This window comes from Phyllobacterium chamaecytisi (genome assembly GCF_020164455.1).
Classification (GTDB): domain Bacteria; phylum Pseudomonadota; class Alphaproteobacteria; order Rhizobiales; family Rhizobiaceae; genus Phyllobacterium; species Phyllobacterium chamaecytisi.
In genome coordinates, this window is record NZ_JAIQWW010000005.1 from 138,691 (window position 1) to 163,265 (window position 24,575).

Consider the following 24,575-nt stretch of genomic DNA (forward strand, 5'->3'; position numbering starts at 1 on the left):
CGTTGTTGTTGACCAAATAACTGGCACGACCAGGACTGATCCACATTGTGTGGCGATAGACCGGAATCACTTGGCTTATGATTGCATCGCTCGAACTGTGGGCGCGAACGATCAAGCGCGATGTCGTTGCGCTCTGGCTGGCCGCGCGTGATCCGCGTGTTCCCTGGTATGCAAAAGCAGTTGCCGGGGGCGTTGCTGCCTATGCTCTAAGCCCTATTGATCTGATACCGGACTTTATCCCGATCATCGGCTATCTGGACGATCTCATCATTGTTCCGCTTGGCATCATGCTGGCGGTCAAACTTGTGCCTGACGATCTCATGCAGGAACTCCGGGACGAGGCCACGCGCCGCGCCAAACCAGTGAGCAAGACGGGGCTTGCCTTTATGGTGCTAGTCTGGACGCTTGCGGCTATCGCTTTGCTGTGGGTTTTCTGGCCGAATTCTGCCTAGCTTCCTTCGGCCGGCGCGGCATCAAACCCGGCGTTCCACCATCATCTTCTTGATTTCGGCGATTGCCTTGGCGGGGTTAAGACCCTTGGGGCAAGCCTGTGCGCAGTTCATGATCGTGTGGCAGCGATAGAGCCGGAACGGATCTTCCAGATTGTCCAGACGCTCGCCCGTTGCTTCGTCGCGGCTGTCGATCAGCCAGCGATAGGCTTGGAGCAGCACAGCCGGGCCGAGATAGCGATCGCCATTCCACCAGTAGCTTGGGCATGAGGTCGAGCAGCAGGCGCACAGGATGCACTCGTAAAGGCCATCGAGCTTGGCGCGGTCTTCGTGGCTCTGCAGCCATTCCTTGGCCGGCTCAGGTGAGACCGTCTTCAGCCACGGCTCGATCGAACGATGCTGGGCGTAGAAATTGGAGAGATCCGGCACCAGATCCTTGACCACGGGCAGATGCGGCAGCGGATAGATCTTCACAGCGCCCTTGATCTCATCCATGCCCTTGGTGCAGGCGAGCGTATTGGTGCCATCGATATTCATGGCGCAGGAGCCGCAAATGCCCTCACGGCACGACCGGCGCAATGTCAGTGTCGGATCGATCTTGTTCTTGATCCACAACAGACCGTCGAGAACCATGGGCCCGCAATCGTCGAGATCGACATAGTAGGTATCGATGCGCGGGTTCTCGCCGTCATCCGGCGACCAGCGGTAAATCCGGTACTCGCGCAGATTGTTTGCGCCCTGCGGACGATCCCAGGTCTTGCCGGGACGCATCTGCGAGTTCTTGGGAAGTGCAAGTTCAACCATAATATTTTGGTCTCTCTATTTGTTCTTTCGCAATCCCGGACGGAAAACCGGTACCCACTTTTCCTGGGATTGCTTTTAGTACACACGCGCTTTCGGCGCGATCTTGGCGAGGCTGATGCCGCCATCCTCTTCCTTGAGCAACGGCTCGAGGTGAACAGGACGATAACCCAGCGTGACCTTGCCATCCGGCGCCAGCCAGGCAAGGCTGTGCTTGCGCCAATTGACGTCATCGCGGTTGGGGAAATCCTCGTGCGCATGCGCGCCGCGGCTTTCCTTCCGCGCCTCGGCGGCAACGACCGTGGTGATGGCATTGGCCATGAGGTTTTCGAGTTCGAGCGTTTCCATGAGATCGGAATTCCAGATCATCGAGCGATCCGTAACTTTCACATCCGGCATCTCGCTCCAGATCTGCTCCATGCGGCTCACGCCCGACTTCAGCGATTCCGAAGTGCGGAACACTGCCGCATCTTCCTGCATGGTCTTTTGCATCTTTTCGCGCAACTCAGCGGTCGGAATGCCGCCATTGGCATGACGCAGGCGGTCGAAGCGATCCATGATCTTCGTGACCGAAGCCTCATTGATATCGGGGATCTTCGCGTTGCGGTCGATCACCTGGCCGGCGCGGATCGCGGCCGCGCGACCGAACACCACAAGGTCGATCAGCGAATTGGAGCCGAGACGATTGGCGCCATGCACCGAGGCACAGCCCGCTTCGCCCACCGCCATCAGACCGGGCTGGATGCGGTCCGGATCTTCTGCAGTCGGATTGAGCGCTTCACCCCAATAATTGGTCGGAATGCCGCCCATATTGTAGTGAACCGTCGGGATAACCGGGATCGGCTCCTTGGTGAGATCGACGCCGGCAAAAATCTTGGCCGATTCCGAAATGCCGGGCAGGCGCTCGTGCAGGACGGCTGGATCGAGGTGATCCAGATGCAGGAAGATGTGATCCTTGTTCTTGCCGACGCCGCGCCCTTCGCGAATCTCCAGCGTCATGCAGCGTGAAACCACGTCGCGCGATGCCAGATCCTTGGCGGAAGGTGCATAACGCTCCATGAAACGCTCGCCTTCGGAATTGACCAGGTAACCGCCCTCGCCGCGCGCACCTTCCGTGATCAGACAGCCAGCCCCATAGATGCCGGTCGGGTGGAACTGGACGAATTCCATGTCCTGCAAGGGCAACCCCGTGCGCGCAACCATGCCACCGCCATCGCCGGTGCAGGTATGCGCCGACGTTGCGGAGAAATAGGAACGGCCGTAGCCGCCCGTTGCCATGACCACCATCTTGGCGGCAAAGCGATGGATCGTGCCGTCGTCGAGGTTCCAGGCGACAACGCCGGTGATGGTACCCTCCTCATCCTGGATGAGATCGAGCGCGAAATACTCGATGAAGAACTGCGCATTGTGGCGCAGGCTCTGACCATAGAGCGTGTGCAGTATGGCGTGGCCGGTACGGTCGGCCGCCGCGCAGGTGCGCTGCACGGGCGGCCCGTCGCCATAATTCATCATGTGACCGCCGAAGGGACGCTGGTAGATCTTGCCCTCTTCGGTGCGCGAGAACGGGACACCGTAATGTTCGAGCTCGTAGACGGCGGCCGGCGCTTCCCGCACCAGATATTCCATGGCGTCCGTATCGCCGAGCCAGTCCGAACCCTTGACCGTGTCATACATGTGCCACTGCCAGGAATCGGCACCCATATTGCTGAGCGAGGCGGCGATACCGCCCTGCGCTGCAACCGTATGCGAACGGGTCGGGAAAACCTTGGTGATGCAGGCTGTCTTCAGGCCCTGCTCCGCCATGCCGAGCGTGGCGCGCAGGCCCGCGCCACCCGCGCCGACGACGACCACGTCGAATTTATGGTCGACGAACTTATAGGCTTTATCTGTTGGTGCCATAGTAGAGTTTAAACTCCAAAGCTCAGCTTGAGGATCGCAAAGATGCAGACAATACCGACGCCAAGGGCGAAGAACGTATTGAGCATCAAGAGCACGACCTTCGCGCCTTCACCGTGTACATAATCTTCAATGATGACCTGCATGCCGAGGCGCATGTGATAGAGACCGGAGACGAGCACCATCAACAGCACAATGGCAGTCAGCGGGTGTGACAGGGCGGCCTTTGTCTCGACATAGCCTGCGCCATGCAGGGACAGGATCAGCCCGATGAAAAACAGGATCAGCGGAATATTCGACATCGCAGTCAGGCGCTGACGCCAGAAATGTTCCGTGCCTTCTTTCGCAGAACCAAGTCCGCGAACTTTTTTAAGCGGCGTGCGCATATCGCTCATATCCGCCTCCTCAAGCTATCGTGAATGCGGCGATCCAGACCAGGATCGTCAATGCGACGGAAAGAACGAGCGAACCCCAGGCCATCTTCGTGGTCGTGTCCTTCTCGAGGCCGCGGCCGGTATCCCAGATCAGATGGCGTATGCCGCCGATCATGTGATGAATAAGCGCCCAGGTGTAACCGAGCAGAACCAGAAGGCCGATCCACGAACCATAGACCATGTTGACGATGTCGAACTGCCGCTCGCTTGTCGCTGTTGCGATCAGCCACCAGGCGACCAGCAGCGTGCCGACATAGAGCGCCGAGCCGGTGATGCGGTGGACGATCGACATGACCATGGTTGGAATTGGTTTGTAGATTTGCAAATGCGGCGACAGCGGCCGGTTTGCATGTAGATTTGTCTTGCTCATAGCGTCCCCGAGGGTAGCGCCACATCTGGTTAGACGGGCAGGGCCGAAAGGCTGGATAAAGGCAATTTAGAGGGGTTTTAATCCGGTTTTTGCACTGCGTCAAAGCCCCATTCCGCACCCTCATGCGGCGAATTGGCTTGAATAGCAAGTCAATAAGGTTTCTGCTTAAAATTCAATCGTTTAAAGCGGTAAAAACGCCTGTTTCAGGGGTCAAATCTGGCACGCGTGCCCTGCAAAATAAATCGCCCGAGTCTCGAATTGCGAGGCTCAAGACAGGCATTTATACGATAGTCGTACGCGACAGGTCGGGTCGTTCTCAGGATATTTCCATGTGCGACAACAATCCGGAGTTGCCCCCGGGTTACTGATTGCCGAAGCGGATGATGAAACTGGTCCAGTCGGCAGGCGCCGCGACCTGTTCGTAGAGTTTGCGGCCATCTTCGGGAACACGCGGCGCATTGAGCGAGAGCTTGGTCCAGCCGCGTTCTTCGGCCTTGTCGGCGAGCACATCGATCAATGCCTTGGCGATACCTTTGCCGCGATGATCGTGATGCACATAGATATGATCGACCTGACCGGCGCGCATGCCGGACACGGGCTCTGGCAGATCGTAGAAAATGACGAAGCCGACAAGAACGCCATCGAGCCGGGCGCCCGCGATTTCCGCCGTGCGATCCCGCAACAGGTTCTCGGCGTAGTAGTCGTCCGGACGGCGCGGTGCTCCCCGCTTCAACGCCTGGGCATAGCTGGCAAGGAGAGGCGCGAACTCATGGGCATGGCTGAGGTGCAGCAAGGAAATGTCGATGGCGTGCTCGTCCGCGCTTTTCTTGGTCATGGTCGCATCCGTCCCTTTGTGACTGCCTGAGCAGGGTGTTCTTATACATCGGAGGATTGGTTGATTGCAGCCAGCACGTCAACCTGCGCCGGGGATGAAAATCGATTTGATTAGGTTTCGGGCGGATGACAATTGTTAATAAAAGGTTAATCTGGCTGTAGAACGGTTCGATCGTTAAGGGAATGTGTCATGCTGGCTAAGAAAACTGCCTTCTTCAAATGGCCTCTGCTCGCTCTCTCGATCGGTTTGGCTGCCCCGGCTTTTGCTGAAAACAGAATCAACGCCAGCAACTCCTATGGGGATGAGTACGGCAACATCGTCTATTACGAATCGGGCGGGTCCAAGATCATCTTCGTCGGCGGCGCCGCGGCGAAATCGGATGTGATCGGCAAACAGATCCGGCGCGAGGTCCCCGTCTATCGGCGCGGCGGAAAGCAACCGGCGATCATCTCTCCGCCAGCCGATCCGATGGTGATCGGTGTAATTCCGCCGCCCAACACAAGCTGCGACAGCCCGATCATGGTCAAGGGTCTCGGCTACCAGTACGGCATCGATCGTAACTCGACGATCATCCTTGCCCATCCCGGCTGCTGAACAACGATCCACCGCTGCGATTTGATTTGCCTCGCTAGCGAGCGCCCTGTAAAGGGTGCCGCTTTCAAGAGGTAACAAGATATGGCTCGCAGCTCCGACGGCGCACTCGTCCTGTTTTCCGGCGGGCAGGATTCGGCGACCTGCCTCGCCTGGGCACTATCGCGCTTCAACCGCGTTGAGACGGTCGGATTCGACTATGGCCAGCGGCACCGGATCGAACTCGAGGTGCGCGGGCAATTCCGCAGTGCCCTTACCGGGAAATTTCCGGAATGGGCTGCGCGGCTTGGCGACGACCATATGCTCGACGCAAGCATCATCGGCCAGCTTGGATCGACAGCCATGACCCAGGATATCGCGATCGAGATGGCGGAAAACGGCTTGCCGAATACGTTTGTGCCCGGCCGTAATCTGCTGTTCTTCACGCTCGCCGGTGCGCTGGCCTATCGCCGTGGCCTGCGGGTAATCGTAGGCGGCATGTGCGAGACCGACTACTCCGGGTACCCCGATTGCCGCGATGACACATTGAAAGCCCAACAAGTTGTTCTGTCGCTTGGACTTGACCGCCGCATAACGATCGAAACGCCCTTGATGTGGCTCGACAAGGCCGAGACCTTTGCACTGGCGGAAGATCTCGGCGGCGAAGCTTTGCTGGATCTGATCGTCGAGCACACCCATACGTGCTATCTCGGCGATCGTTCGCAGCGGCATGAGTGGGGCTATGGCTGCAACGGCTGTCCGGCCTGCGAACTGCGTTCGAAAGGGTGGCAGAAGTTCAAGGCAGAAGTCGCATGACCTACGCCGTCAAGGAAATCTACCTGACCCTGCAGGGCGAGGGCAATCATACGGGTCGCGCTGCCGTGTTCATGCGTTTTGCCGGCTGTAACCTGTGGTCCGGGCTCGAGCGCGACCGCGAAGAAGCGATCTGCAAATTCTGCGATACGGATTTCATCGGCATAAATGGTCCGGGCGGCGGCAAGTTTAAAACAGCAACTGTTCTGGCGGAGGCGGTGGCAGCAGCTTGGCCACAAAATGCTGGCGGCAAGCCTTATGTCATTTGCACCGGCGGTGAGCCCTTGCTGCAACTCGACTTGACCCTGATCGACGCCTTTCATGCGTGCGGTTTCGAAGTGGGTATCGAGACCAACGGCACCATCGCGGCGCCGGCCGGGCTCGATTGGATCTGTGTATCGCCCAAGGCAGCCGCACCGCTCGTTCAGACCAGCGGTAACGAGCTCAAACTGGTTTATCCCCAGAAGGAAGCCGAGACGCATCCATCACGCTTTGAGCAGCTCTCTTTCGAGCATTTCTATTTGCAGCCTCTTGACGTCATCGGCGATCCGGCGCAAACCGCCGCGCATGTGGCATCTGCAGCGGCCTATTGCCTCGCGCATCCGCTTTGGCGGCTGAGCACGCAGACACACAAGATACTGGGTTTGCCTTGAGGTGAGCCCTTTGTTTACCGCAATTCCGAACGCAAAACCGTAGACACTTTGCTGGAATTGCTTTTGCGGGCGCTTGTATTGCGCCAATGCGAACGAGGACAACCATGAGAATCTTCAACGAATTTACGTTTGAAGCGGCACATCATTTGCCGCACGTCTTTCCCGACGGACACATCAATACGCGTCTGCACGGACACAGCTTTCGGGTTCGCGTGACGCTGGAAGGAAAACCAGATGCGAGGACCGGCCTTATCTCCGATCTTGGCGCTGTCAAAAGCGCCTTCGACAGCGCACTCGAGAAACTCGATCATCGCTATCTCAACGAAATCGAAGGGCTTGAAACGCCAACGCTTGAAAACATCGCGATGTGGCTGTGGCGGCACTTTGCCTTGTCTCTGCCCGGTCTGGCAGAGGTCGGCGTCTACAGGGACACCTGCGGCGAGGGCTGCGAGTATCAGGGCGAGTTCGAGATGGAAAGGAAAGCAGCATGAGTCATTATGCAGAACAGGCGACGATGCTCGGCAAGGATGTCAAAATCCCGCAGCATCCGGATGAGGCGATCCTCGATGCCGTCCCGAACCCGCAGGCTGGAACGCTTTTCCTGGCACGCTTCGCCTGCCCGGAATTCACCTCGCTCTGCCCCGTGACTGGCCAACCGGATTTTGGCCATCTGGTCATCGACTATGCGCCGGACCAGACGCTGGTCGAGTCCAAATCACTGAAGCTGTTTCTCGGCAGTTTCCGCAATCACGGGGCTTTTCACGAAGACTGCACGGTCGGAATCGGCAAGCGCATCGTCGAAGCGGTCAAGCCGCTGTGGCTGCGCATCGGCGGGTATTGGTATCCACGCGGCGGTATTCCGATAGACGTATTCTGGCAGACGGGTCCGGTACCCGAAGGCTTATGGCTGCCGGATCAGGGTGTCCCGGCCTATAGGGGGCGGTGATTATTCATAGTGGGGACGGCTAATGCCGATTATCTCTCCCCTTGCGGGAGAGAAAGGATTTTCTTGAATTTTGCCCCTTTGCTAAATTCTTAGAAAATCCAAGTGAGGGGATTTGAACCCACAATACACTATCCCCTCTCTTGTGATTTCTAGCACTTAGCAAGGGCTAAGATGCTGAAATCACATTCTCCCCCACAAGGGGGGGAGATAAAGAAGCCTATTTCCACTCTCTTATATCGACAAAATGTCCGGCAATTGCCGCGGCTGCTGCCATGGCTGGCGACACGAGATGCGTGCGGCCCTTGAAGCCCTGGCGGCCTTCAAAGTTACGGTTCGATGTCGAAGCGCAACGCTCACCGGGCTTCAGACGATCATCGTTCATCGCAAGGCACATGGAACAGCCCGGCTCGCGCCAGTCAAAACCCGCAGCCTTGAAAATTTTATCGAGCCCTTCGGCTTCCGCCTGTTCCTTGACGAGTCCCGACCCGGGCACGATCATCGCATCCACGGTTGCTGCAACCGTGCGTCCCTCGACGACCTTGGCGACAGCACGAAGATCTTCGATACGGCCATTGGTGCAAGAACCGATGAACACACGATCAAGCTTGATATCCGTGATCGGTGTACCGGGCTTCAGGCCCATATAGTCGAGCGCGCGCCACTTCGATGAGCGCTTGGTCTCATCCGGAATCTCGTCCGGGTTCGGCACGGCGCCAGTGACGGCAATGACGTCTTCCGGCGAAGAACCCCAGGAAACGATAGGCGGCAGATCGGCTGCATTCAGAACGACGACCTTGTCGAAATGCGCACCCTCATCGCTCTGCAATGTCTTCCAATAGTCGAGTGCCATGTCCCAGGCTTCGCCCTTCGGAGCGCGGGGCTTGTCCTTGACGTAGGCGAACGTCGTTTCGTCCGGTGCGATCAGACCTGCGCGGGCACCGCCTTCGATCGACATGTTGCAGATGGTCATGCGACCTTCCATCGACAGCGCGCGAATGGCTTCGCCTGCATATTCGATGACATAGCCGGTGCCGCCCGCAGTACCGATCTCGCCGATGATGGCAAGGATGATGTCCTTGGCGGTCACACCAGCCGGCAGCACGCCATCGACACGCACCAGCATGTTCTTGGCTTTCGACTGGATCAGCGTCTGGGTCGCGAGAACGTGCTCGACTTCCGATGTGCCGATACCATGTGCCAAGGCGCCGAAAGCGCCATGGGTGGAGGTGTGGCTGTCACCACAGACGATCGTCATGCCCGGCAGGGTAAAACCCTGCTCCGGCCCGATAATGTGGACGATACCCTGACGGATATCCTTTTCCGAATAGTATTCGACGCCGAAATCCAGCGCATTCTTGGCAAGGGCTTCGACCTGGATTCGGCTTTCATTGTTTTCGATACGCTTGGTCCGGTCCGGCGAGGTCGGGATGTTGTGATCGACGACGGCGAGTGTCTTTTCCGGATGGCGAACCTTGCGGCCAGTGAGGCGAAGACCTTCGAAAGCCTGCGGGCTGGTCACTTCGTGGACAAGATGACGATCGATGTAGAGAAGGCATGTGCCGTCCTCCTGACTATCGACCAGATGGTCATCCCATATCTTGTCATAGAGTGTGCGTGGCGCAGACATTGCGATATCCTCAGACTTTCCAATTATTTCGTGGACATATGCACTCGAGGTCCAGTTACGTCAAGAAACAAGCGAAAAAAGTAATAATCCGGCGACAAAGCGCCGCTGTTTCCTGGATTAACGGCGATTCAAACGGCGTTCCAGCCAGCGCAGCCCGAGTGACAGGCTGATTGTCAGAACCAGATATATATAGGCGACCACGGAGTAGGTTTCAAAGAAGCGGAACGAGCCCGAGGCATAGACCTTGCCCATCTGCGTGACGTCGACGACACCGAGAACCGAGACAAGCGAAGAATCCTTCACCATCGAGATGAAATCATTGCCGTAAGGCGGCAGGATGGTGCGGATCGCCTGCGGCATGACGATCAGCCGGAACCGTTGAAACCGCCTGAGGCCCAACGCTTTCGCGGCTTCGATCTGCCCCTTGTCCACGGCTTGGATGCCCGCTCGGAAAATCTCGGCGAGAAAGGCCGCATAGGCCAGCATCAATGCGATTATCGCGCGCCAGAGCAAAGAGAAATCGCGAACTTGCAATGGATCTAGAAGCCCTGCCGATTGCAGCGGCTGCGTCATGAAATTCCACAGCCAGACTGCGGCCGGCGCGCCGACAAAAGCGATATAGAACAGCAGCACCAGCAAGGGGATGCCGCGAACAATCTCGACATAAAACCGCGCGATCTGCCTGACAGCGACATGTTCTGAAAGGCTCATCACCGCGAGGAGAAGACCGAAGGCCGACGCGAGGAAGAAGGCCAGCAGCGAAACCCAGACCGTAATCCAGATACCCTGCGAGACCGTAGTGAAGACTTGACCGTAGATCGGGCTGACGAGAATGGCGATGCCGAGTACAACGGCAATCATCCCCGCCGCAAGCAGCCACCACGGGAAATCACTCTTCTCGGAAGGCCCCCTGCTCTTCGTGTTGTCTGGCACTGTCGGGATTACTGCCCGAGCTTGTAGTCGAGGAACCATTTCTTGTTGAGCGCACCGAATGTGCCATCCGCTTTCAGCGCAGCAATGGCTGCATTGACTGGCGCGACGAGGTCTGACCCCTTCGGAAAGATGAAACCGAAATCCTCGGCGCCAAGCGGCCCGCCGATCAGCTTCAAGGCACCGCCCGATGCGTCGACATAGCCCTTGCCGGCCGTGCTGTCAGTAAGAACGAGATCGACATCTCCGGTCTTCAGCGCCTGGATGGTCGCGCCGAACGTCTCGAACAGTTTGATGCGCGGGTTCTGCTCATTGCCGTCCAACACATTGTAGACGGCCACATAGAAGTTGCTGGTGCCGGGCTGCGCACCGACGAGCGTATCCTTGGCGTCGGCGAAGCTTTTCGGATCGGTGAAGCGGCTCTCGTCGCCGCGCACGAGCATGAACTGCTCCGAACGCATATAGGGTTCTGAGAAATCCACCTTCTGCTTGCGCTCGTCATTGATGGTGATGCCGGTCATGCCGATCTGGTACTGATTGTCCGCAACGGCCTGAATCATCGCGTCCCAGCTGGTGTTGAGATACTCGACTTTGAAATTGAGCCGTTTGGCGATCTCGTTCATGGCGTCATATTCCCAGCCGACGGCCTTGCCGGTCTTCGGGTCGACGAATTGCAGGGGCGGATAGGCATTCTCCGTCACGACCGCGACTTTCTTGCCGCCAAGATCGGGCAACTCCGCGGCCAAGGCAGAAAACGGCGTCAGGGCAAGTACTAGCCCTGCCAAAAGAACGGATCGCAAGTTCATCTCAAACCCCTGTCACGTGTTTGCGTCGGAAACAGATTTCACCTTGTCATTGGCTCGTCAATCCCCGCGCAAGCACGTCTGTTCCTTCTGCGCCGTGAAGACAGATGATATTTTGCGCGGCAAACAAAAAAGGCGGCCCGAAGACCGCCTTTTTCAAAATGATAGGGACCGCGCTTATTCAGCGGCAGGTGCCTTGGCAACAGTTGCTTCCGATACTGTCTCGGCTGCACCAGTTGCAGGAACGGTTGTCTTGTTCTTGCGGTTGTCTTTCTTCTCGACGATACGAGCCGCCTTACCGGTGAGGCCACGCAGATAGTAAAGCTTGGCGCGACGTACCTTACCGCGACGAACGATATCGACGCCTTCAACCAGCGGAGAAATGACTGGGAATACGCGCTCGACGCCTTCGCCATAGGAAATCTTGCGAACCGTGAAGTTCTCGTTGATGCCAGCGCCGTTGCGGGCGATGCAAACGCCTTCATAGGCCTGAACGCGGGTACGGGTACCTTCCGTCACGCGGACGTTTACACGAACGGTGTCGCCTGGGCGGAAATCCGGGAGTACGCGCTTGGCTTCGATTTTTGCTCTCTGTTCGAGATCGAGCTGACGAATAATATCGACGGTCATCGTCTTCATCCTTTGTTTTTCAAACAGTCAGAGCGCTCGACACTTGAAACATAGCAACTTGGCCACATTCCTATGCCTCCGACGAAGCAGGAGCGAATTCACCATTCATTGATTAATGGACCGGGTATTTCCCGAGTTGGCGGGCTGATACACCATAAAACCCGGTTTGTCACCTACACAGACGATTCTTTTTGCTTGGCTATTTCTGCAATGAAGCTCTGTGCGCCTGCCAAAGATCCGGCCGGCGCTCCTTCGTCAACCGTTCTGCTTCCGAACGCCGCCACTTATCGATAACGCCGTGATTGCCGGAGAGGAGCACATCGGGAATGCGCCGCCCTTCCCATTCCTGCGGCTTGGTATAGTGCGGATGTTCAAGAAGCCCGGTCTCGAAACTCTCGGTCTCGCCGGACATGACATTGCCCATCACACCTGGCAGGAGCCTGACGATCGCATCGAGAACGACGATTGCAGCAGTCTCGCCGCCGGAAAGTATGTAATCTCCGATTGAGATTTCTTCGAAATCCCGGGCCTCGATCAGCCGTTCGTCCACGCCCTCGAAACGTCCGCAGAGCATGATCGCACCCGGCCCTGCAGCGAGTTCCCGCACACGGGCTTGGGTCAGGGTTTTACCACGCGGGCTCATGTAAAGTTTCGGACGCCCGTCAGCCACATGATCGACCGCGCGGGCGAGAACATCTGCTTTCATGACCATGCCGGCGCCACCGCCAGCTGGCGTGTCATCGACCATGCGATGCTTGTCGGTGGTGAAATCGCGGATCTGCACCGTTTCCAGTGACCATGCCCCGTCCACAAGCGCTTTTCCGGCAAGCGACACCCCGAGCGGTCCCGGAAACATTTCCGGATATAGCGTCAGCACAGTGGCGCGAAATCCGCATTCTGCCCCGGTCATGGCTGCTTTTTCCCGCCATCCTCACCGCCGAGTTGCCGGCGGCGTTCCTCATCTTCGTTCTCGTCGGGTATGAGCCCGGCGGCCGCGGGATCGATAATGATATGACCGGCCTTGATATCCACATGCGGCACCGCGAGCATCGTGAACGGGATCAGCATCGGGCGCTTGCCCGGTATGGTCAGCTCGAGTAAATCGCCGCCGCCGAAATCGAACATTGCCGATACCTTGCCATGCTTGTTGCCTTCGGCGTCGATCGCGTCGAGCCCGATCAGGTCGGAGTGGTAATATTCGTCCTCGTCCAGATCCTGCGGCAGTTGCGAGCGGTCTATGAACAAAGTCGTGCCATTCAGCGCCTCAGCCATATTCCGATCGTTCACCCCGCGAAAGCGCACGACGACCACCGTCTTCGCCGGTCGGATATCAAGCACCTCGAAAGGCCTGCCGGTCACGTCATAAAGCGGACCGTAATCCGCCAGCGCCATTGGATCGCCGGTGAAGGTTTTCACCCTGAGCTCGCCGCGCGTGCCATGCGCCGCACCGATCACCGCCAACTGCACCGGATCGTTCAACTTCGCCATCAGTTTCTTCCACCTTTACGCGTTCAGCCTCGAATTAGAGCAAACAGCCAATAAATCCAAGGCGAAACGACTCTGTAAGAAGTCATGTGGCATTGTCCCGGCATATTAGCCGAGGAGCGATGCCATGGGCGTCCAACCACAAACCGAGCCGTTTCTTGTTTCTGCCCGACCGGATCTGATTGATGCGCGAGAAAACTGGCTGAAATCGCTGAAGAACACGCGGCGGCTGGCAGCGAACACATTGGAGGCCTATGAACGCGACACGCGCCAGTTCTTCCAGTTTCTTACCGGACATCTCGGCGAGCCTCCAGCACTCAAGGACGTAGCGACACTGCGGATCGCCGATTTGCGTTCGTTTCTTGCACGGCGGCGCAATGATGGTGCCGGTGCGCGTACGCTCGGTCGCGGGCTTGCGGGCATACGCTCGTTCCTGCGCTTCCTCGAAAAGCAGGGCATGGCCAACGCTGCCGCTTCGATCGCCATGCGGGCGCCGCGCCAGCCGAAATCGCTACCCAAGCCGCTGACGATGGTGGATGCACGGCGTGTCGTCGAGAAGGGCGAACAGCTGAATGAAGCGCCGTGGATCGCCGCGCGCAATGCCGCGGTTCTGACCCTGCTTTACGGTTGCGGGCTACGCATCTCCGAGGCGCTCGGCCTCGATGGCGGCGCATTGGCCGATCCGGATGCGCGCTCGATTCTGATTACTGGCAAGGGCGGCAAGACCCGCATGGTGCCATTGCTACCAATTGTGCACAGGGCCGTTGCCGAATATCGCGCCCTATGTCCTTACCAACTCGAAGAGGGCAAGCCGCTGTTTCGCGGTGCGCGTGGCGGCGAACTGCATTCGGCCATCATCCAGCGTGACATGCAGAAGATGCGCGGCGCGCTTGGCCTGCCCGACACGGCGACACCGCACGCCTTGCGCCATTCGTTTGCCACGCACCTGCTGGGACGCGGCGGCGATCTGCGCACGATCCAGGAGTTGCTCGGCCACGCCAGCCTGTCGACGACGCAGGTCTATACCGGCGTCGATACGGAGCGATTGATGGAAATTTACGCCAAAGCGCATCCCCGCGCCTGAATACGGACAATTTACCGGCGGAGATTAACGCTTTCTCCGCAGGCTTACGGATAGATACCAGGCATGAACGACACCGATAATCTCACTTCGCTTGATCATATCGCAGACAGCCTTTTGCGGCTGTGCCTGATATTGAGCTGGCTGCTGTTGGCTTCGCTCTTCGTGGTGTCTTTCAGTGTGACACGCGCCAGAGCCGAAGAGGTCTCGTGCGGCGGCCATGATCTGATCGCGGAAATGGCAAGGACCGATCCGGCAAAGCTCGATGCTCTGCGCAAGGAGGCCGCGGATACCGTAAACGGCAAGGGCCTTCTGTGGAAAATCGAGAAGCCCGGCGTAGAACCATCCTATCTCTACGGCACGATGCATCTGACCGATCCGCGCGTACTCAAGCTTTCCGATACGGCGGAGACCGCCTATCGGGGCGCCGATATCGTCGTGATTGAAACAGATGAAGTCCTGGACCCGAAGGCCCCAATGAAGGTCCTGGCCGAAACGCCGGAACTGATGATGTTCATGGACGGCAACACGCTGGACAAGATCATTCCCAAAGACAAGCTCGATACGGTGAAAACTGCGCTTTCAGAGCGGGGTATTTCGCTCGCCGCCGTCAATCGCATGCAGCCCTGGATGCTGACCAGCATGCTCGCCATGCCGGCATGTGAATTCGCCCGAAAAAAGGAAGGTGCAGCCTTTCTCGATATCAAGCTGGCGGAAGACGCCAAGGCACAGGGCAAGCAGATTGCCGGGCTCGAGACTATCAAGGATCAACTCGGCGCCATGGCGTCGTTGCCAACACAGTTTCACATCGACGGATTGATCGAGACGCTGACGCTCGGGTCGAAACTGCCGGACGTCTTCGAAACGATGACCGTACTTTATACGCAAGGCGATATCGGCATGATCTTCCCTTTGATGCGCTCGGTATCTCCCGACGGCACCGAAAGCGGCCAGAATTATGCGGAATTCGAGGAGAAGATGGTCAATGCGCGCAACCGGACCATGGCGGAGCGTGCCGTGCCAATCGTGGCCAAGGGCAATGCTTTCATAGCAGTCGGTGCTTTGCACTTGCCCGGAGAGCAAGGTCTCGTTTCACTGCTGAGAAGCAGGGGTTATACAATCACTGCCGAGTGATAGTTTTACCAAGTATTGATGCCAAGGCCAAAAAATATCGTGAGTTCGCCACCGGGCAATTTCGGAACTTTCCTGGCCAATAGTCGTTGTTCTCCTCGGAATGGTACTGAAAAGTCATGGAGGACACGAAATGACATACGATCCAAACCTGCAACAGCGGCCGATGGAAAGCGATCCGAGCAATCCGAGATCAACCATCGCGAAGAGCGGTGGTGGCAGTGGTTTCCTGATCGCCGGGATTATCATTGCCGCGTTGGTGATCGGCGGCTACTTCTTCCTCAACCGCAGCGACGTTGGTATGAGCCCGACCGCTCCGACACCGCCTGCTGCAACTGACACAATGGCGCCTGCACCGGCACCGGCTACACCTGAGCCGCCGGCAGCGACTGCACCTGCACCGACAGCTCCGGCTCCTGCACCCGCTCAATAATTAGCGGGAGCATACAAAAAAGGCCCGGATATCCGGGCCTTTTCGATACGGTTGAAAAAGTAGTTACATGTGGATCGGCTTGAAGAAAGTCGCCAGAGCGGCTTCGCGCACAGCTTCCGACATGGTCGGATGAGCGTGTGTCGTGCGCGCCAAATCCTCTGAAGAACCACCAAATTCCATCAGCACGGTTGCTTCGTGGATCATTTCGCCAGCGCCATAACCCAGAATATGAACACCGAGCACCCGGTCGCTCGCCTTGTCCGCCAGGATTTTCACAAATCCGTCGGTGTGCAGCATGGCACGGGCACGGCCATTGGCCGTAAACGGAAATTTGCCGGCTTTGTATTCGATACCGGCTGCTTTCAGCTCTTCCTCTGTCTTGCCGACAGACGCCACTTCCGGCTGCGTATAGACCACGCTCGGGATTGCGTCGTAATTGACGTGACCCACCTGGCCGGCGAGGATCTCGGCAACGGCAATGCCCTCGTCCTCTGCCTTGTGCGCCAGCATCGCCCCCTCGACAACATCGCCAATGGCATAGATACCCGGGACATTCGTCTGCCAATGATCATCAATGGCGACACGTCCGCGATCATCGACGGCAACACCGGCTTCCTTCAGGCCTGCACCATCCGTATAAGGTCTGCGGCCCGTCGAGACGAGCACTACGTCGGCCTCGATGGTTTGGGCTTCGCCGCCCTTGACCGGCTCGAACGTGATCTTTGCGCCCTTCCCGGACTTTTCGACGCCGGTCACCTTGGCACTCATCTTGAACTCGATGCCCTGCTTTTCCAGCATGCGCTGGAATTGGCGCGAGACTTCCCCATCCATCGGTCCGAGAATCTTGTCCAGATATTCGACGACTGTGACCTTCGATCCGAGGCGCGCCCAAACCGAGCCAAGCTCAAGCCCGATGACTCCGCCGCCAACCACGACGAGGCGCTCCGGTACTTTTTCGAGCTCGAGGGCGCCGGTCGACGATATGATGACCTTCTCGTCGAATTCGACATTGACGCCGGGAATGCCCGCGACATCCGAACCGGTGGCGATGACAATGTTCTTCGTTTCGATCTCCTGAACCGTGCCGTCTTCGGCAGTCACGGAAACCTTGCCGGCCGCCAAAATCTTGCCTGTGCCCATGAACGTGTCGATCTTGTTCTTCTTGAACAGGAACGCAACGCCATTGACGTTGGCCTCGACCGTTGCATCCTTATGGGCAAGCATGGCAGGAAGATTGAGCTTTGGCGTGCCGACATCGACACCTAAAGTGGCATGGGAATGACCCGCCTCATGGAACACTTCCGAGGCATGCAGCAGTGCCTTTGACGGGATACAACCGATATTGAGGCAGGTTCCGCCGAAAGTAGCGCGCTTCTCGATCACCGCGGTCTTGAGGCCAAGCTGCGCGGCCTTGATCGCGCATACGTAGCCACCCGGACCTGTTCCGATGACAACGACATCATATGCCATGATTGATTCCTTCTCTTGCGACGTTGCCCAGAAAATTACTGTTCAGGCACGCATTCTTTAAAGCGGAAGACTTCCCAGGGAAAAGTCTCGATGGGTTTTTCAAGTTTGAAATTGAAGTTGCTCATGGAGCTGGAAAAATCCGGCAGGAGCAGAGCCTGCGCAGCCGGTTCCTTGGCTTGCGGCAGGAGGTCGGCGTCGGCTCCCTCCTTCAAGGCATAGATGACGCCACGCCAAACGGTGCATGCCTGCAGTTCGTCGCCGGTAACATCGCCAGTGGGGCACTTGTACATGATGATGCCATTGGGTCTTGCAACGCCCTCATTCCACATGACCACGCCATCGAGCTTCAGATCGCTGTCATTCATCTCGATGGAGAATTCATTCGATGTCATGACAGGCTTGTCTTCGGGAACATGCTTGAACCTCAGTGTAAAAGCATCATCCCTGTCAGTGTAGATCGCACGATCCTGCGTACAGGCGGCAAAAGCAGGAGCAGTAATTAGAGCCGACCCCAAGAGAGCAGCCAGAATAAGTGCAGAACGGGAATGAACGTTCGAATCCATCAATATTCTAACTCTCGGATTTGGACACGACGGCGCCGACTAACCTCCCCTTACGGGAACAAAAGCCAGCACCGTCGTATTTATTAAAGATCAAGAACAAGACGCTCCGGATCCTCCAGGCTTTCCTTGACGCGAACAAGGAAGGTCACCGCTTCCTTGCCATCGACGATGCGATGATCGTAGCTCAGCGCCAGATACATCATCGGGCGAATGACAATCTGCCCGCCAACGACCACCGGGCGATCCTGGATCTTGTGCATGCCGAGAATACCCGACTGGGGCGCATTGAGTATGGGGGAGGACATCAGGGAACCGTAAACGCCGCCATTGGAAATGGTGAACGTACCGCCCTGCATGTCAGCCATAGACAGCGCACCATCGCGTGCAGCCTTGCCGAGGCGGCCGATTTCCTTTTCGATCTCGGCGATCGACATCTGGTCGGCATTGCGCACGACCGGAACGACAAGGCCCCGATCCGTGCCGACAGCAACGCCGACATGAGCGAAGTTCTTGTAGATGATATCGTTGCCGTCGATTTCCGCGTTGACCGAAGGTACTTCCTTCAGCGCATGCGTTACGGCCTTGGTGAAAAAGCCCATGAAGCCGAGCTTGACGCCATGTTTCTTCTCGAAAATTTCCTTGTAGCGATTGCGCAGATCCATGACGGCCGACATATCCACCTCATTATAGGTGGTCAGCATGGCGGCCGTATTCTGTGCGTCCTTCAACCGGCGCGCAATCGTCTGGCGCAGGCGGGTCATCTTCACCCGCTCTTCGCGCGATGCGTCGTCGGCGGACGAAGCGGGACGAGCGGCAACAGGCTTGGGTGCCTCCGTCGCAGCGGGCTGGGCCGTGATGCCTTTGGCAACGGCATCAAGCACATCACCCTTAAGCACCTGTCCGCGCTTGCCGGACCCTTCGACCTGAGAGAGGGAAACACCTTTCTCGGCAAGGATCTTGGATGCAGCAGGGGAAGCCGGCATCTCGCTTGGTTTGCGTTCGGTAATGGCCGGCTCACCGGCGACTTCGGCGGTCTTTGCTTCTGCTTCCTTGGTTGTAGCAGCAGCAGCGCTGCCCGTAGCCTGCGCGGTAGCTTCCGGCTTTGCCTCCGCCTTCTTGGCGGGAGCAGCTACAGCGCCATCGCCGGAACCGATCATACCGAGCAGGGCACCGACCTCGACCGTATCGCCCTCCTTTGCAGTGATTTCAGCGAGCGAGCCGGCAGACGATGCCGGCACCTCGATTGTCACCTTGTCGGTTTCGAGTTCGACCAACGGCTCATCAACGGCAATCGCATCGCCGACATTTTTGAACCATTTGCCAATTGTCGCCTCGGAAACGGATTCGCCCAGCGTTGGGACGCGGATTTCGGTTGCCATTTTCTCGTTCTTCCGTTGATCGTCTACTGTTCAATTATGAACCCAAAGCATCTTCAAGGAATGCTTCAAGCTGTGCAAGGTGTTTGGACATCAGGCCCGTTGCCGTCGAGGCTGCAGCCGGACGTCCGGTGTAACGGACGCGCTGATGCTTGGCGTCGATATGCGCGAGGACCCATTCCAGATAGGGATCGATAAATGCCCAGGCGCCCATGTTCTTGGGCTCTTCCTGACACCAGACCATTTCCGCGTTGCGGAAGCGGGAGAGTTCGGTGATCAGGGCCTTTGCCGGGAACGGATAAAGCTGCTCGACACGCAGGAGATAGACATCGTCGATGCCGCGCTTTTCGCGCTCTTCGTAAAGGTCGTAGTAGACCTTGCCGGAGCACAACACCACGCGGCGAATCTTCGAGTCCTTCTGCAGCTTGATAGGCTGATCCTTGAGGAGCTGCGCATCATCCCACAGCAAGCGGTGGAACGATGAATCGCCCGTGAAATCTCCAATCGAGGAGACGGCACGCTTGTGACGCAGCAGGGATTTCGGTGTCATCAGGATAAGCGGCTTGCGGAAATCGCGTTTCATCTGACGGCGCAGGATATGGAAGTAATTAGCCGGCGTCGTACAGTTCGCGACCTGCATATTGTCTTCGGCGCAAAGCTGCAGATAACGCTCGAGCCGGGCCGAGGAATGTTCCGGCCCCTGACCTTCATAGCCATGCGGCAGAAGGCAGACGAGACCTGACATGCGGAGCCACTTGCGCTCACCCGACGAGATGAACTGGTCGAAGATGACCTGCGCACCATTGGCGAAATCGCCGAACTGCGCTTCCCACAGGGTCAGCGCTCGCGGATCCGACAGCGAATAACCATATTCGAAACCAAGCACGGCCTCTTCCGAAAGCATCGAATTGATGACTTCGTAGATAGCCTGGCCCTTCTGCAGATTGTTGAGCGGGATGTAGCGCTTTTCGGTATCCTGATCATAAAGCACCGAATGACGCTGGCTGAACGTGCCTCGCTCGACATCCTGGCCGGACAGGCGCACCGGATGGCCTTCCGTGACCAGCGAACCGAATGCCAAAGCTTCGGCAGTCGCCCAATCGAACCCTTCGCCGGTCTCGATCATCTTGGCGCGGTTATCCTGGAAACGCTGGATAGTCCTGTGCACATTGAGCCCAGGCGGAACTTCGGCGAGCTTCCTGCCGATTTCCTTCAAGGTCTTCACCGGCAGCCCGGTCTTGCCGCGCCGTTGTTCATCGGCATTGTCGGCCGTCCGCAGGCCACTCCAAGCACCGTCGAGCCAGTCGGCCTTGTTCGGCTTGTAGTGCTGACCCGCCTCGAATTCCTGTTCGAGATTTTCGCGCCAAGCGGCCCGCATCTTTTCGAGGTCAGCGTCGGTGATGAGCCCTTCGTCGATCAACTTCTGCGAATAGACCTGCACCGTCGTCTTCTGACTGCGGATCGTCTTGTACATGATCGGCTGCGTGAATGCGGGCTCATCACCTTCATTGTGGCCGAACCGGCGATAACAGAACATGTCGATGACGACTGGCTTATGGAACGTCATGCGATATTCGGTGGCAATCTTCGCCACATAAACAACGGCCTCCGGATCGTCACCATTGACGTGGAAAATCGGCGCTTCGATCATTTTCGCCACATCCGATGGATAGGGGGAGGAACGCGAGAAGCGTGGATTGGTGGTGAAACCGATCTGGTTGTTGATGATGAAATGTACCGTCCCGGCAACACGATGGCCGCGCAGACCTGACAGGCCTAGACATTCGGCGACAACGCCCTGACCGGCGAACGCCGCATCGCCATGCAGAAGCAGCGGCATGATCTTGGCACGCTCAGATAGCGGCACAATCTCATCGCGATCACGCCCGACAATGAGGTCCTGTTTGGCGCGCGCCTTGCCCATGACGACCGGATTGACGATCTCGAGGTGCGAGGGATTGGCTGTCAGCGACAGGTGGACCTTGTTGCCGTCGAACTCGCGATCCGACGACGCACCAAGGTGGTACTTCACGTCACCGGAACCTTCAACGTCATCCGGCGTATAGGAACCGCCCTTGAACTCATGGAAAATCGCGCGGTGCGGCTTGCGCATGAACTGGCTGAGAACGTTGAGCCGGCCGCGATGCGCCATGCCGAGAACGATTTCCTTCAAGCCCATGGATCCGCCGCGCTTGACGATCTGCTCCAGTGCCGGGATGAGCGACTCCGCACCATCGAGGCCGAAACGCTTGGTGCCCTTGTACTTGACGTCGATGAACTGCTCGAAGCCTTCCGCCTCGATCAGCTTCGACAGGATGGCCTTCTTGCCTTCCGCCGTGAAAGCGACGCCCTTGTCCGGACCTTCGATTCGTTCCTGAATCCAGGCTTTTTCCACCGGATCGGAAATGTGCATGAACTCGACGCCGATGGTCGAACAATAGGTGCGCTGCAGGATGTCGAGCATCTGCGGGATCGTCGCATATTCGAGACCCAGCACATTGTCGATGAAGATCTTGCGGTCGTAGTCAGCCGGCGAGAAACCATAGCTCTCGGGCGACAGCTCATTATAGTCTTCCTTGACTTCGGCAAGGCCGAGCGGGTCAAGTTTGGCATGCAGGTGACCACGCATGCGATAGGCGCGGATCATCATGATGGCGCGCACGGAATCGCGGGCAGCATGGATGATATCCGAATCTGACGCTGGCACCTGAAGGGCAACGGCAGCGCCATTGGTTGCTGCTGCACCGTTGGCACTCTTGGCCTTCAACTTGTCGGTGATGTGCTTTTCAACTTCGCCCCAGTTGCCGTCTAGCGCTGAAACGAGCTCGCCATTACTGGTAATCGGCCAATTCGGCTTCTCCCAGGAAGCGCCCTTGGCATTGGCGATGATGTCAGCCTTGCTGTCGTTGAGGTTGGCGAAGAATTCCTGCCATTCGGCATCCACCGATGCCGGATCCTGCTCGTAACGCGCGTGCAATTCCTCGATATAATTGGCATTGCCGCCATAGAGAAATGAGGTGAGAGCGAAAAGATCGTTGGCCTGTTCTTGACGTGCCATGTTCGTGACCGGAGCCCTGCTCCGTCTCCTTTTCTGGTGGTTGACCGGGGCGCCTACCGTCCCGATCCATTCTCGCTATGTTAACGTCTCAGCCCTTGAGGACTTCGACCAATGTCTTGCCAAGCTGTGCTGGCGAAGGCGAAACGCGGATACCCGCGGCTTCCATCGCTGCGATCTTGTCTTCCGCGCCGCCCTTGCCGCCGGAGATGACAGCGCCGGCATGACCCATCGTGCGTCCGGGAGGTGCCGTACGCCCGGCGATGAAACCAGCCATGGGCTTCTTGCGGCCACGCTTTGCTTCGTCGGCAATGAACTGCGCTGCATCTTCTTCAGCCGAGCCGCCGATTTCACCGATCATGATGATCGATTTGGTCGCTTCGTCGGCAAGGAACATTTCGAGTACGTCAATGAACTCGGTACCCTTTACAGGATCGCCGCCGATACCGACTGCAGTCGTCTGGCCGAGGCCCTCGTTCGTCGTCTGAAACACTGCTTCATAGGTAAGTGTTCCGGAGCGCGATACAACACCCACAGAGCCCTTCTTGAAGATGTTACCCGGCATAATGCCGATCTTGCATTCTTCCGGCGTCAGGACGCCAGGGCAGTTCGGGCCGATCAGACGCGCGGTGGAACGGTCGAGGCGCGCCTTGACCCGAACCATGTCCATGACAGGAATACCTTCGGTGATGCAGATGATCAGAGGTATCTCTGCCTCGATGGCTTCCAGAATTGCTTCTGCTGCGCCTGCAGGCGGAACGTAGATGACCGACGCATTGGCGCCGGTACGATCTTTACCTTCGGCAACCGTAGCGAAAATCGGCAGTTGCGCGCTCGAACCAGTCGGCAGATTGCCTTCCCAGGTCTCGCCACCCTTTTTCGGATGGATGCCGCCGACCATCTGAGTACCGTAGTAGGCCAAAGCCTGTTCGGTGTGGAATGTACCGGTCTTGCCGGTGAGGCCCTGAACGAGAACCTTGGTGTCTTTGTTAACCAGAATAGACATGCCTCAGTTCCCCTTCACAGCTGCGACGATTTTCTGCGCCGCATCATCGAGATCGTCCGCAGAGACGACATTCAGGCCGCTCTCATTGATGATTTTCTTGCCGAGTTCGGCATTGGTGCCTTCGAGGCGAACGACGAGCGGGACCTTGAGGCCGACTTCCTTGACCGCAGCGATCACGCCTTCGGCAATGATGTCGCATTTCATGATGCCGCCGAAGATATTGATCAGAATGCCTTTGACCGCGGGATCGGCCGTAATGATCTTGAACGCAGCCGTGACCTTCTCCTTGCTGGCGCCGCCGCCAACATCGAGGAAGTTCGCTGGCTCAGCACCATATAGCTTGATGATGTCCATCGTTGCCATAGCGAGGCCGGCACCATTGACCATGCAGCCGATATTGCCGTCGAGCGCCACATAGGCGAGGTCATATTTCGAAGCCTCGATTTCCTTGGCATCCTCTTCCGTCGTGTCACGGAGTTCGACAACGTCAGGATGGCGGAACAGGGCGTTGCCATCGAATGACACCTTGGCATCGAGAACACGCAAACGGCCGTCTTTCATGACGATGAGCGGGTTGACCTCGAGCAGGCTCATGTCCTTCTCGGTGAAGGCCTTGTAGAGGATCGGGAAAAGCGTCTCGCCGTCGGCTCTGGCTTCACCTGTGAGGCCGTATGCGTCATTGATCTTGGCGGTATCGTCTGCAGTCACGCCTTTTTCCGGATCAATCGAAACGGTGATGATCTTTTCCGGCGTGTCATGCGCGACGCCTTCAATATCCATCCCACCTTCAGTGGAAACAACGAAAGCCGGGCGTCCGGTGGCGCGATCGATCAGGATCGACAGATAGAGCTCGCGCTCGATGTCGGCGCCGTCTTCGATGTAAAGGCGGTTCACCTGCTTTCCGGCAGGACCGGTCTGCTTGGTGACCAGCGTATTGCCCAGCATTTCCTTCGCGTTGGCAACGACCTCCTCGACCGATCTTGAAAGGCGTACGCCACCTTTCGCACCCGGTCCGAGTTCCTTGAACTTGCCCTTGCCACGCCCGCCAGCATGGATCTGGCTCTTCACCACATAAAGCGGACCGGGCAGCGTTTTCGCCCACTCTTCCGCCTGTTCAACGGAATAGACGGCGACGCCATTGGCTATTGGGGCACCGAACGAGTGCAACAGACGCTTGGCCTGATATTCGTGAATATTCATATGATATTTCCTCTACGA

General features: G+C 57.6%; 26 protein-coding genes. 9 read left to right on the forward strand and 17 right to left on the reverse strand.

Going from position 1 to position 24,575, the window contains the following annotated elements:
* Positions 1–77 precede the first annotated feature (77 nt).
* Complete coding sequence (locus tag LB462_RS09775) at positions 78–452, forward strand: YkvA family protein (RefSeq protein ID WP_224507380.1); 375 nt, start codon at positions 78–80, stop codon at positions 450–452.
* A gap of 21 nt (positions 453–473) precedes the next feature.
* Here the strand turns inward: LB462_RS09775 and LB462_RS09780 are convergent, their stop codons facing one another.
* From LB462_RS09780 to LB462_RS09800, 5 genes are all read right to left on the reverse strand, one after another.
* Positions 474–1,253, reverse strand: a complete 780-nt coding sequence (locus LB462_RS09780; protein ID WP_112525080.1) for a succinate dehydrogenase iron-sulfur subunit — start codon at positions 1,251–1,253, stop codon at positions 474–476.
* 75 nt (positions 1,254–1,328) lie between these two features.
* Positions 1,329–3,149 (reverse strand): succinate dehydrogenase flavoprotein subunit, encoded by a 1,821-nt coding sequence (gene sdhA, locus LB462_RS09785; RefSeq protein WP_224507382.1) that lies wholly within the window; start codon positions 3,147–3,149, stop codon positions 1,329–1,331.
* Positions 3,150–3,157: 8 nt separating this feature from the next.
* A complete protein-coding gene (sdhD, locus tag LB462_RS09790) occupies positions 3,158–3,541 on the reverse strand; it encodes a succinate dehydrogenase, hydrophobic membrane anchor protein (protein ID WP_112525076.1) in 384 nt (127 codons plus the stop codon).
* Positions 3,542–3,551: 10 nt separating this feature from the next.
* A complete protein-coding gene (gene sdhC / locus LB462_RS09795) occupies positions 3,552–3,950 on the reverse strand; it encodes a succinate dehydrogenase, cytochrome b556 subunit (RefSeq protein ID WP_209998954.1) in 399 nt (132 codons plus the stop codon).
* A gap of 361 nt (positions 3,951–4,311) precedes the next feature.
* Positions 4,312–4,785: a GNAT family N-acetyltransferase gene (locus LB462_RS09800; protein WP_114429624.1), complete on the reverse strand. Its 474-nt coding sequence runs from the start codon at positions 4,783–4,785 to the stop codon at positions 4,312–4,314.
* Positions 4,786–4,974: 189 nt separating this feature from the next.
* Here LB462_RS09800 and LB462_RS09805 point away from each other — a divergent pair, with 189 nt between their 5' ends.
* The 5 genes from LB462_RS09805 (at position 4,975) to queF (ending at position 7,767) form a co-directional block, all read left to right on the forward strand.
* A complete protein-coding gene (locus LB462_RS09805; RefSeq protein WP_224507383.1) occupies positions 4,975–5,379 on the forward strand; it encodes a hypothetical protein in 405 nt (134 codons plus the stop codon).
* Between the two features lie 81 nt (positions 5,380–5,460).
* On the forward strand, positions 5,461–6,171 hold the full coding sequence (gene queC, locus LB462_RS09810; RefSeq protein ID WP_224507386.1) for a 7-cyano-7-deazaguanine synthase QueC: 711 nt from the start codon (positions 5,461–5,463) through the stop codon (positions 6,169–6,171).
* On the forward strand, positions 6,168–6,821 hold the full coding sequence (gene queE / locus LB462_RS09815) for a 7-carboxy-7-deazaguanine synthase (protein ID WP_224507388.1): 654 nt from the start codon (positions 6,168–6,170) through the stop codon (positions 6,819–6,821). Before queC ends, queE begins: the two co-directional genes overlap by 4 nt.
* Positions 6,822–6,925: 104 nt before the next feature.
* Entirely contained in the window at positions 6,926–7,312 is a 387-nt protein-coding gene (locus LB462_RS09820; protein ID WP_224507390.1) for a 6-pyruvoyl trahydropterin synthase family protein, read from the forward strand.
* Entirely contained in the window at positions 7,309–7,767 is a 459-nt protein-coding gene (gene queF / locus LB462_RS09825; RefSeq protein ID WP_224507392.1) for a preQ(1) synthase, read from the forward strand. The genes LB462_RS09820 and queF overlap by 4 nt, the downstream gene beginning before the upstream one ends.
* A gap of 217 nt (positions 7,768–7,984) precedes the next feature.
* On the opposite strand, the gene leuC is transcribed toward queF, so the two are convergent.
* The 6 genes from leuC to rimM form a co-directional block, all read right to left on the reverse strand.
* Complete coding sequence (leuC, locus tag LB462_RS09830) at positions 7,985–9,394, reverse strand: 3-isopropylmalate dehydratase large subunit (protein ID WP_209998945.1); 1,410 nt, start codon at positions 9,392–9,394, stop codon at positions 7,985–7,987.
* Positions 9,395–9,511: 117 nt separating this feature from the next.
* Positions 9,512–10,255 (reverse strand): amino acid ABC transporter permease, encoded by a 744-nt coding sequence (locus tag LB462_RS09835; protein ID WP_224507707.1) that lies wholly within the window; start codon positions 10,253–10,255, stop codon positions 9,512–9,514.
* A gap of 80 nt (positions 10,256–10,335) precedes the next feature.
* A complete protein-coding gene (locus LB462_RS09840; RefSeq protein ID WP_224507394.1) occupies positions 10,336–11,130 on the reverse strand; it encodes a transporter substrate-binding domain-containing protein in 795 nt (264 codons plus the stop codon).
* Between the two features lie 174 nt (positions 11,131–11,304).
* Complete coding sequence (gene rplS, locus LB462_RS09845; RefSeq protein WP_112525226.1) at positions 11,305–11,757, reverse strand: 50S ribosomal protein L19; 453 nt, start codon at positions 11,755–11,757, stop codon at positions 11,305–11,307.
* 199 nt (positions 11,758–11,956) lie between these two features.
* On the reverse strand, positions 11,957–12,667 hold the full coding sequence (gene trmD, locus LB462_RS09850; protein ID WP_224507396.1) for a tRNA (guanosine(37)-N1)-methyltransferase TrmD: 711 nt from the start codon (positions 12,665–12,667) through the stop codon (positions 11,957–11,959).
* The gene (rimM, locus tag LB462_RS09855; RefSeq protein WP_112525052.1) at positions 12,664–13,245 is read right to left on the reverse strand and encodes a ribosome maturation factor RimM; all 582 of its coding nucleotides are present in this window, start codon (positions 13,243–13,245) and stop codon (positions 12,664–12,666) included. The genes trmD and rimM overlap by 4 nt, the downstream gene beginning before the upstream one ends.
* 124 nt (positions 13,246–13,369) lie before the next feature.
* On the opposite strand from rimM, the gene LB462_RS09860 reads away from it, so the two are divergent.
* The 3 genes from LB462_RS09860 to LB462_RS09870 all read left to right on the forward strand — a co-directional run bounded on the left by LB462_RS09860 (position 13,370) and on the right by LB462_RS09870 (position 15,887).
* Complete coding sequence (locus tag LB462_RS09860; RefSeq protein WP_224507399.1) at positions 13,370–14,326, forward strand: tyrosine recombinase XerC; 957 nt, start codon at positions 13,370–13,372, stop codon at positions 14,324–14,326.
* 63 nt (positions 14,327–14,389) lie between these two features.
* Positions 14,390–15,457, forward strand: a complete 1,068-nt coding sequence (locus tag LB462_RS09865) for a TraB/GumN family protein (protein WP_224507401.1) — start codon at positions 14,390–14,392, stop codon at positions 15,455–15,457.
* A 130-nt stretch (positions 15,458–15,587) separates the two neighbouring features.
* Positions 15,588–15,887, forward strand: coding sequence for a hypothetical protein (locus LB462_RS09870; RefSeq protein ID WP_224507403.1), 300 nt, complete (start codon positions 15,588–15,590; stop codon positions 15,885–15,887).
* Positions 15,888–15,950: 63 nt separating this feature from the next.
* Here LB462_RS09870 and lpdA read toward each other — a convergent pair whose 3' ends face one another.
* The 6 genes from lpdA to sucC all read right to left on the reverse strand — a co-directional run bounded on the left by lpdA (position 15,951) and on the right by sucC (position 24,557).
* A complete protein-coding gene (gene lpdA, locus LB462_RS09875; RefSeq protein ID WP_224507710.1) occupies positions 15,951–17,393 on the reverse strand; it encodes a dihydrolipoyl dehydrogenase in 1,443 nt (480 codons plus the stop codon).
* The gene (locus tag LB462_RS09880; protein ID WP_224507405.1) at positions 17,393–17,920 is read right to left on the reverse strand and encodes a hypothetical protein; all 528 of its coding nucleotides are present in this window, start codon (positions 17,918–17,920) and stop codon (positions 17,393–17,395) included. The genes lpdA and LB462_RS09880 overlap by 1 nt, the downstream gene beginning before the upstream one ends.
* A gap of 83 nt (positions 17,921–18,003) precedes the next feature.
* Positions 18,004–19,299, reverse strand: coding sequence for a 2-oxoglutarate dehydrogenase complex dihydrolipoyllysine-residue succinyltransferase (gene odhB / locus LB462_RS09885; RefSeq protein ID WP_224507406.1), 1,296 nt, complete (start codon positions 19,297–19,299; stop codon positions 18,004–18,006).
* Between the two features lie 34 nt (positions 19,300–19,333).
* Positions 19,334–22,354 (reverse strand): 2-oxoglutarate dehydrogenase E1 component, encoded by a 3,021-nt coding sequence (locus tag LB462_RS09890; RefSeq protein ID WP_224507408.1) that lies wholly within the window; start codon positions 22,352–22,354, stop codon positions 19,334–19,336.
* An 88-nt stretch (positions 22,355–22,442) separates the two neighbouring features.
* A complete protein-coding gene (gene sucD / locus LB462_RS09895; RefSeq protein ID WP_224507410.1) occupies positions 22,443–23,357 on the reverse strand; it encodes a succinate--CoA ligase subunit alpha in 915 nt (304 codons plus the stop codon).
* A 3-nt stretch (positions 23,358–23,360) separates the two neighbouring features.
* Positions 23,361–24,557: an ADP-forming succinate--CoA ligase subunit beta gene (gene sucC, locus LB462_RS09900; protein ID WP_224507412.1), complete on the reverse strand. Its 1,197-nt coding sequence runs from the start codon at positions 24,555–24,557 to the stop codon at positions 23,361–23,363.
* Positions 24,558–24,575 lie beyond the last annotated feature (18 nt).

What these genes read in the sequence shown, in the direction of transcription:
- leuC (WP_209998945.1), bottom strand. Translation starts at nt 9,394, where the DNA reads ATGTCTGCGCCACGCACACTCTATGACAAGATATGGGATGACCATCTG.
- LB462_RS09870 (WP_224507403.1), top strand. Translation starts at nt 15,588, where the DNA reads ATGACATACGATCCAAACCTGCAACAGCGGCCGATGGAAAGCGATCCG.
- LB462_RS09820 (WP_224507390.1), top strand. Translation starts at nt 6,926, where the DNA reads ATGAGAATCTTCAACGAATTTACGTTTGAAGCGGCACATCATTTGCCG.
- LB462_RS09780 (WP_112525080.1), bottom strand. Translation starts at nt 1,253, where the DNA reads ATGGTTGAACTTGCACTTCCCAAGAACTCGCAGATGCGTCCCGGCAAG.
- LB462_RS09835 (WP_224507707.1), bottom strand. Translation starts at nt 10,255, where the DNA reads ATGATTGCCGTTGTACTCGGCATCGCCATTCTCGTCAGCCCGATCTAC.
- LB462_RS09805 (WP_224507383.1), top strand. Translation starts at nt 4,975, where the DNA reads ATGCTGGCTAAGAAAACTGCCTTCTTCAAATGGCCTCTGCTCGCTCTC.
- queF (WP_224507392.1), top strand. Translation starts at nt 7,309, where the DNA reads ATGAGTCATTATGCAGAACAGGCGACGATGCTCGGCAAGGATGTCAAA.
- sucC (WP_224507412.1), bottom strand. Translation starts at nt 24,557, where the DNA reads ATGAATATTCACGAATATCAGGCCAAGCGTCTGTTGCACTCGTTCGGT.
- queE (WP_224507388.1), top strand. Translation starts at nt 6,168, where the DNA reads ATGACCTACGCCGTCAAGGAAATCTACCTGACCCTGCAGGGCGAGGGC.
- LB462_RS09880 (WP_224507405.1), bottom strand. Translation starts at nt 17,920, where the DNA reads ATGGATTCGAACGTTCATTCCCGTTCTGCACTTATTCTGGCTGCTCTC.
- sucD (WP_224507410.1), bottom strand. Translation starts at nt 23,357, where the DNA reads ATGTCTATTCTGGTTAACAAAGACACCAAGGTTCTCGTTCAGGGCCTC.
- trmD (WP_224507396.1), bottom strand. Translation starts at nt 12,667, where the DNA reads ATGACCGGGGCAGAATGCGGATTTCGCGCCACTGTGCTGACGCTATAT.
- LB462_RS09865 (WP_224507401.1), top strand. Translation starts at nt 14,390, where the DNA reads ATGAACGACACCGATAATCTCACTTCGCTTGATCATATCGCAGACAGC.
- LB462_RS09800 (WP_114429624.1), bottom strand. Translation starts at nt 4,785, where the DNA reads ATGACCAAGAAAAGCGCGGACGAGCACGCCATCGACATTTCCTTGCTG.
- sdhD (WP_112525076.1), bottom strand. Translation starts at nt 3,541, where the DNA reads ATGAGCGATATGCGCACGCCGCTTAAAAAAGTTCGCGGACTTGGTTCT.
- LB462_RS09860 (WP_224507399.1), top strand. Translation starts at nt 13,370, where the DNA reads ATGGGCGTCCAACCACAAACCGAGCCGTTTCTTGTTTCTGCCCGACCG.
- rplS (WP_112525226.1), bottom strand. Translation starts at nt 11,757, where the DNA reads ATGACCGTCGATATTATTCGTCAGCTCGATCTCGAACAGAGAGCAAAA.
- sdhA (WP_224507382.1), bottom strand. Translation starts at nt 3,149, where the DNA reads ATGGCACCAACAGATAAAGCCTATAAGTTCGTCGACCATAAATTCGAC.
- sdhC (WP_209998954.1), bottom strand. Translation starts at nt 3,950, where the DNA reads ATGAGCAAGACAAATCTACATGCAAACCGGCCGCTGTCGCCGCATTTG.
- LB462_RS09890 (WP_224507408.1), bottom strand. Translation starts at nt 22,354, where the DNA reads ATGGCACGTCAAGAACAGGCCAACGATCTTTTCGCTCTCACCTCATTT.
- LB462_RS09840 (WP_224507394.1), bottom strand. Translation starts at nt 11,130, where the DNA reads ATGAACTTGCGATCCGTTCTTTTGGCAGGGCTAGTACTTGCCCTGACG.
- queC (WP_224507386.1), top strand. Translation starts at nt 5,461, where the DNA reads ATGGCTCGCAGCTCCGACGGCGCACTCGTCCTGTTTTCCGGCGGGCAG.
- odhB (WP_224507406.1), bottom strand. Translation starts at nt 19,299, where the DNA reads ATGGCAACCGAAATCCGCGTCCCAACGCTGGGCGAATCCGTTTCCGAG.
- rimM (WP_112525052.1), bottom strand. Translation starts at nt 13,245, where the DNA reads ATGGCGAAGTTGAACGATCCGGTGCAGTTGGCGGTGATCGGTGCGGCG.
- LB462_RS09775 (WP_224507380.1), top strand. Translation starts at nt 78, where the DNA reads ATGATTGCATCGCTCGAACTGTGGGCGCGAACGATCAAGCGCGATGTC.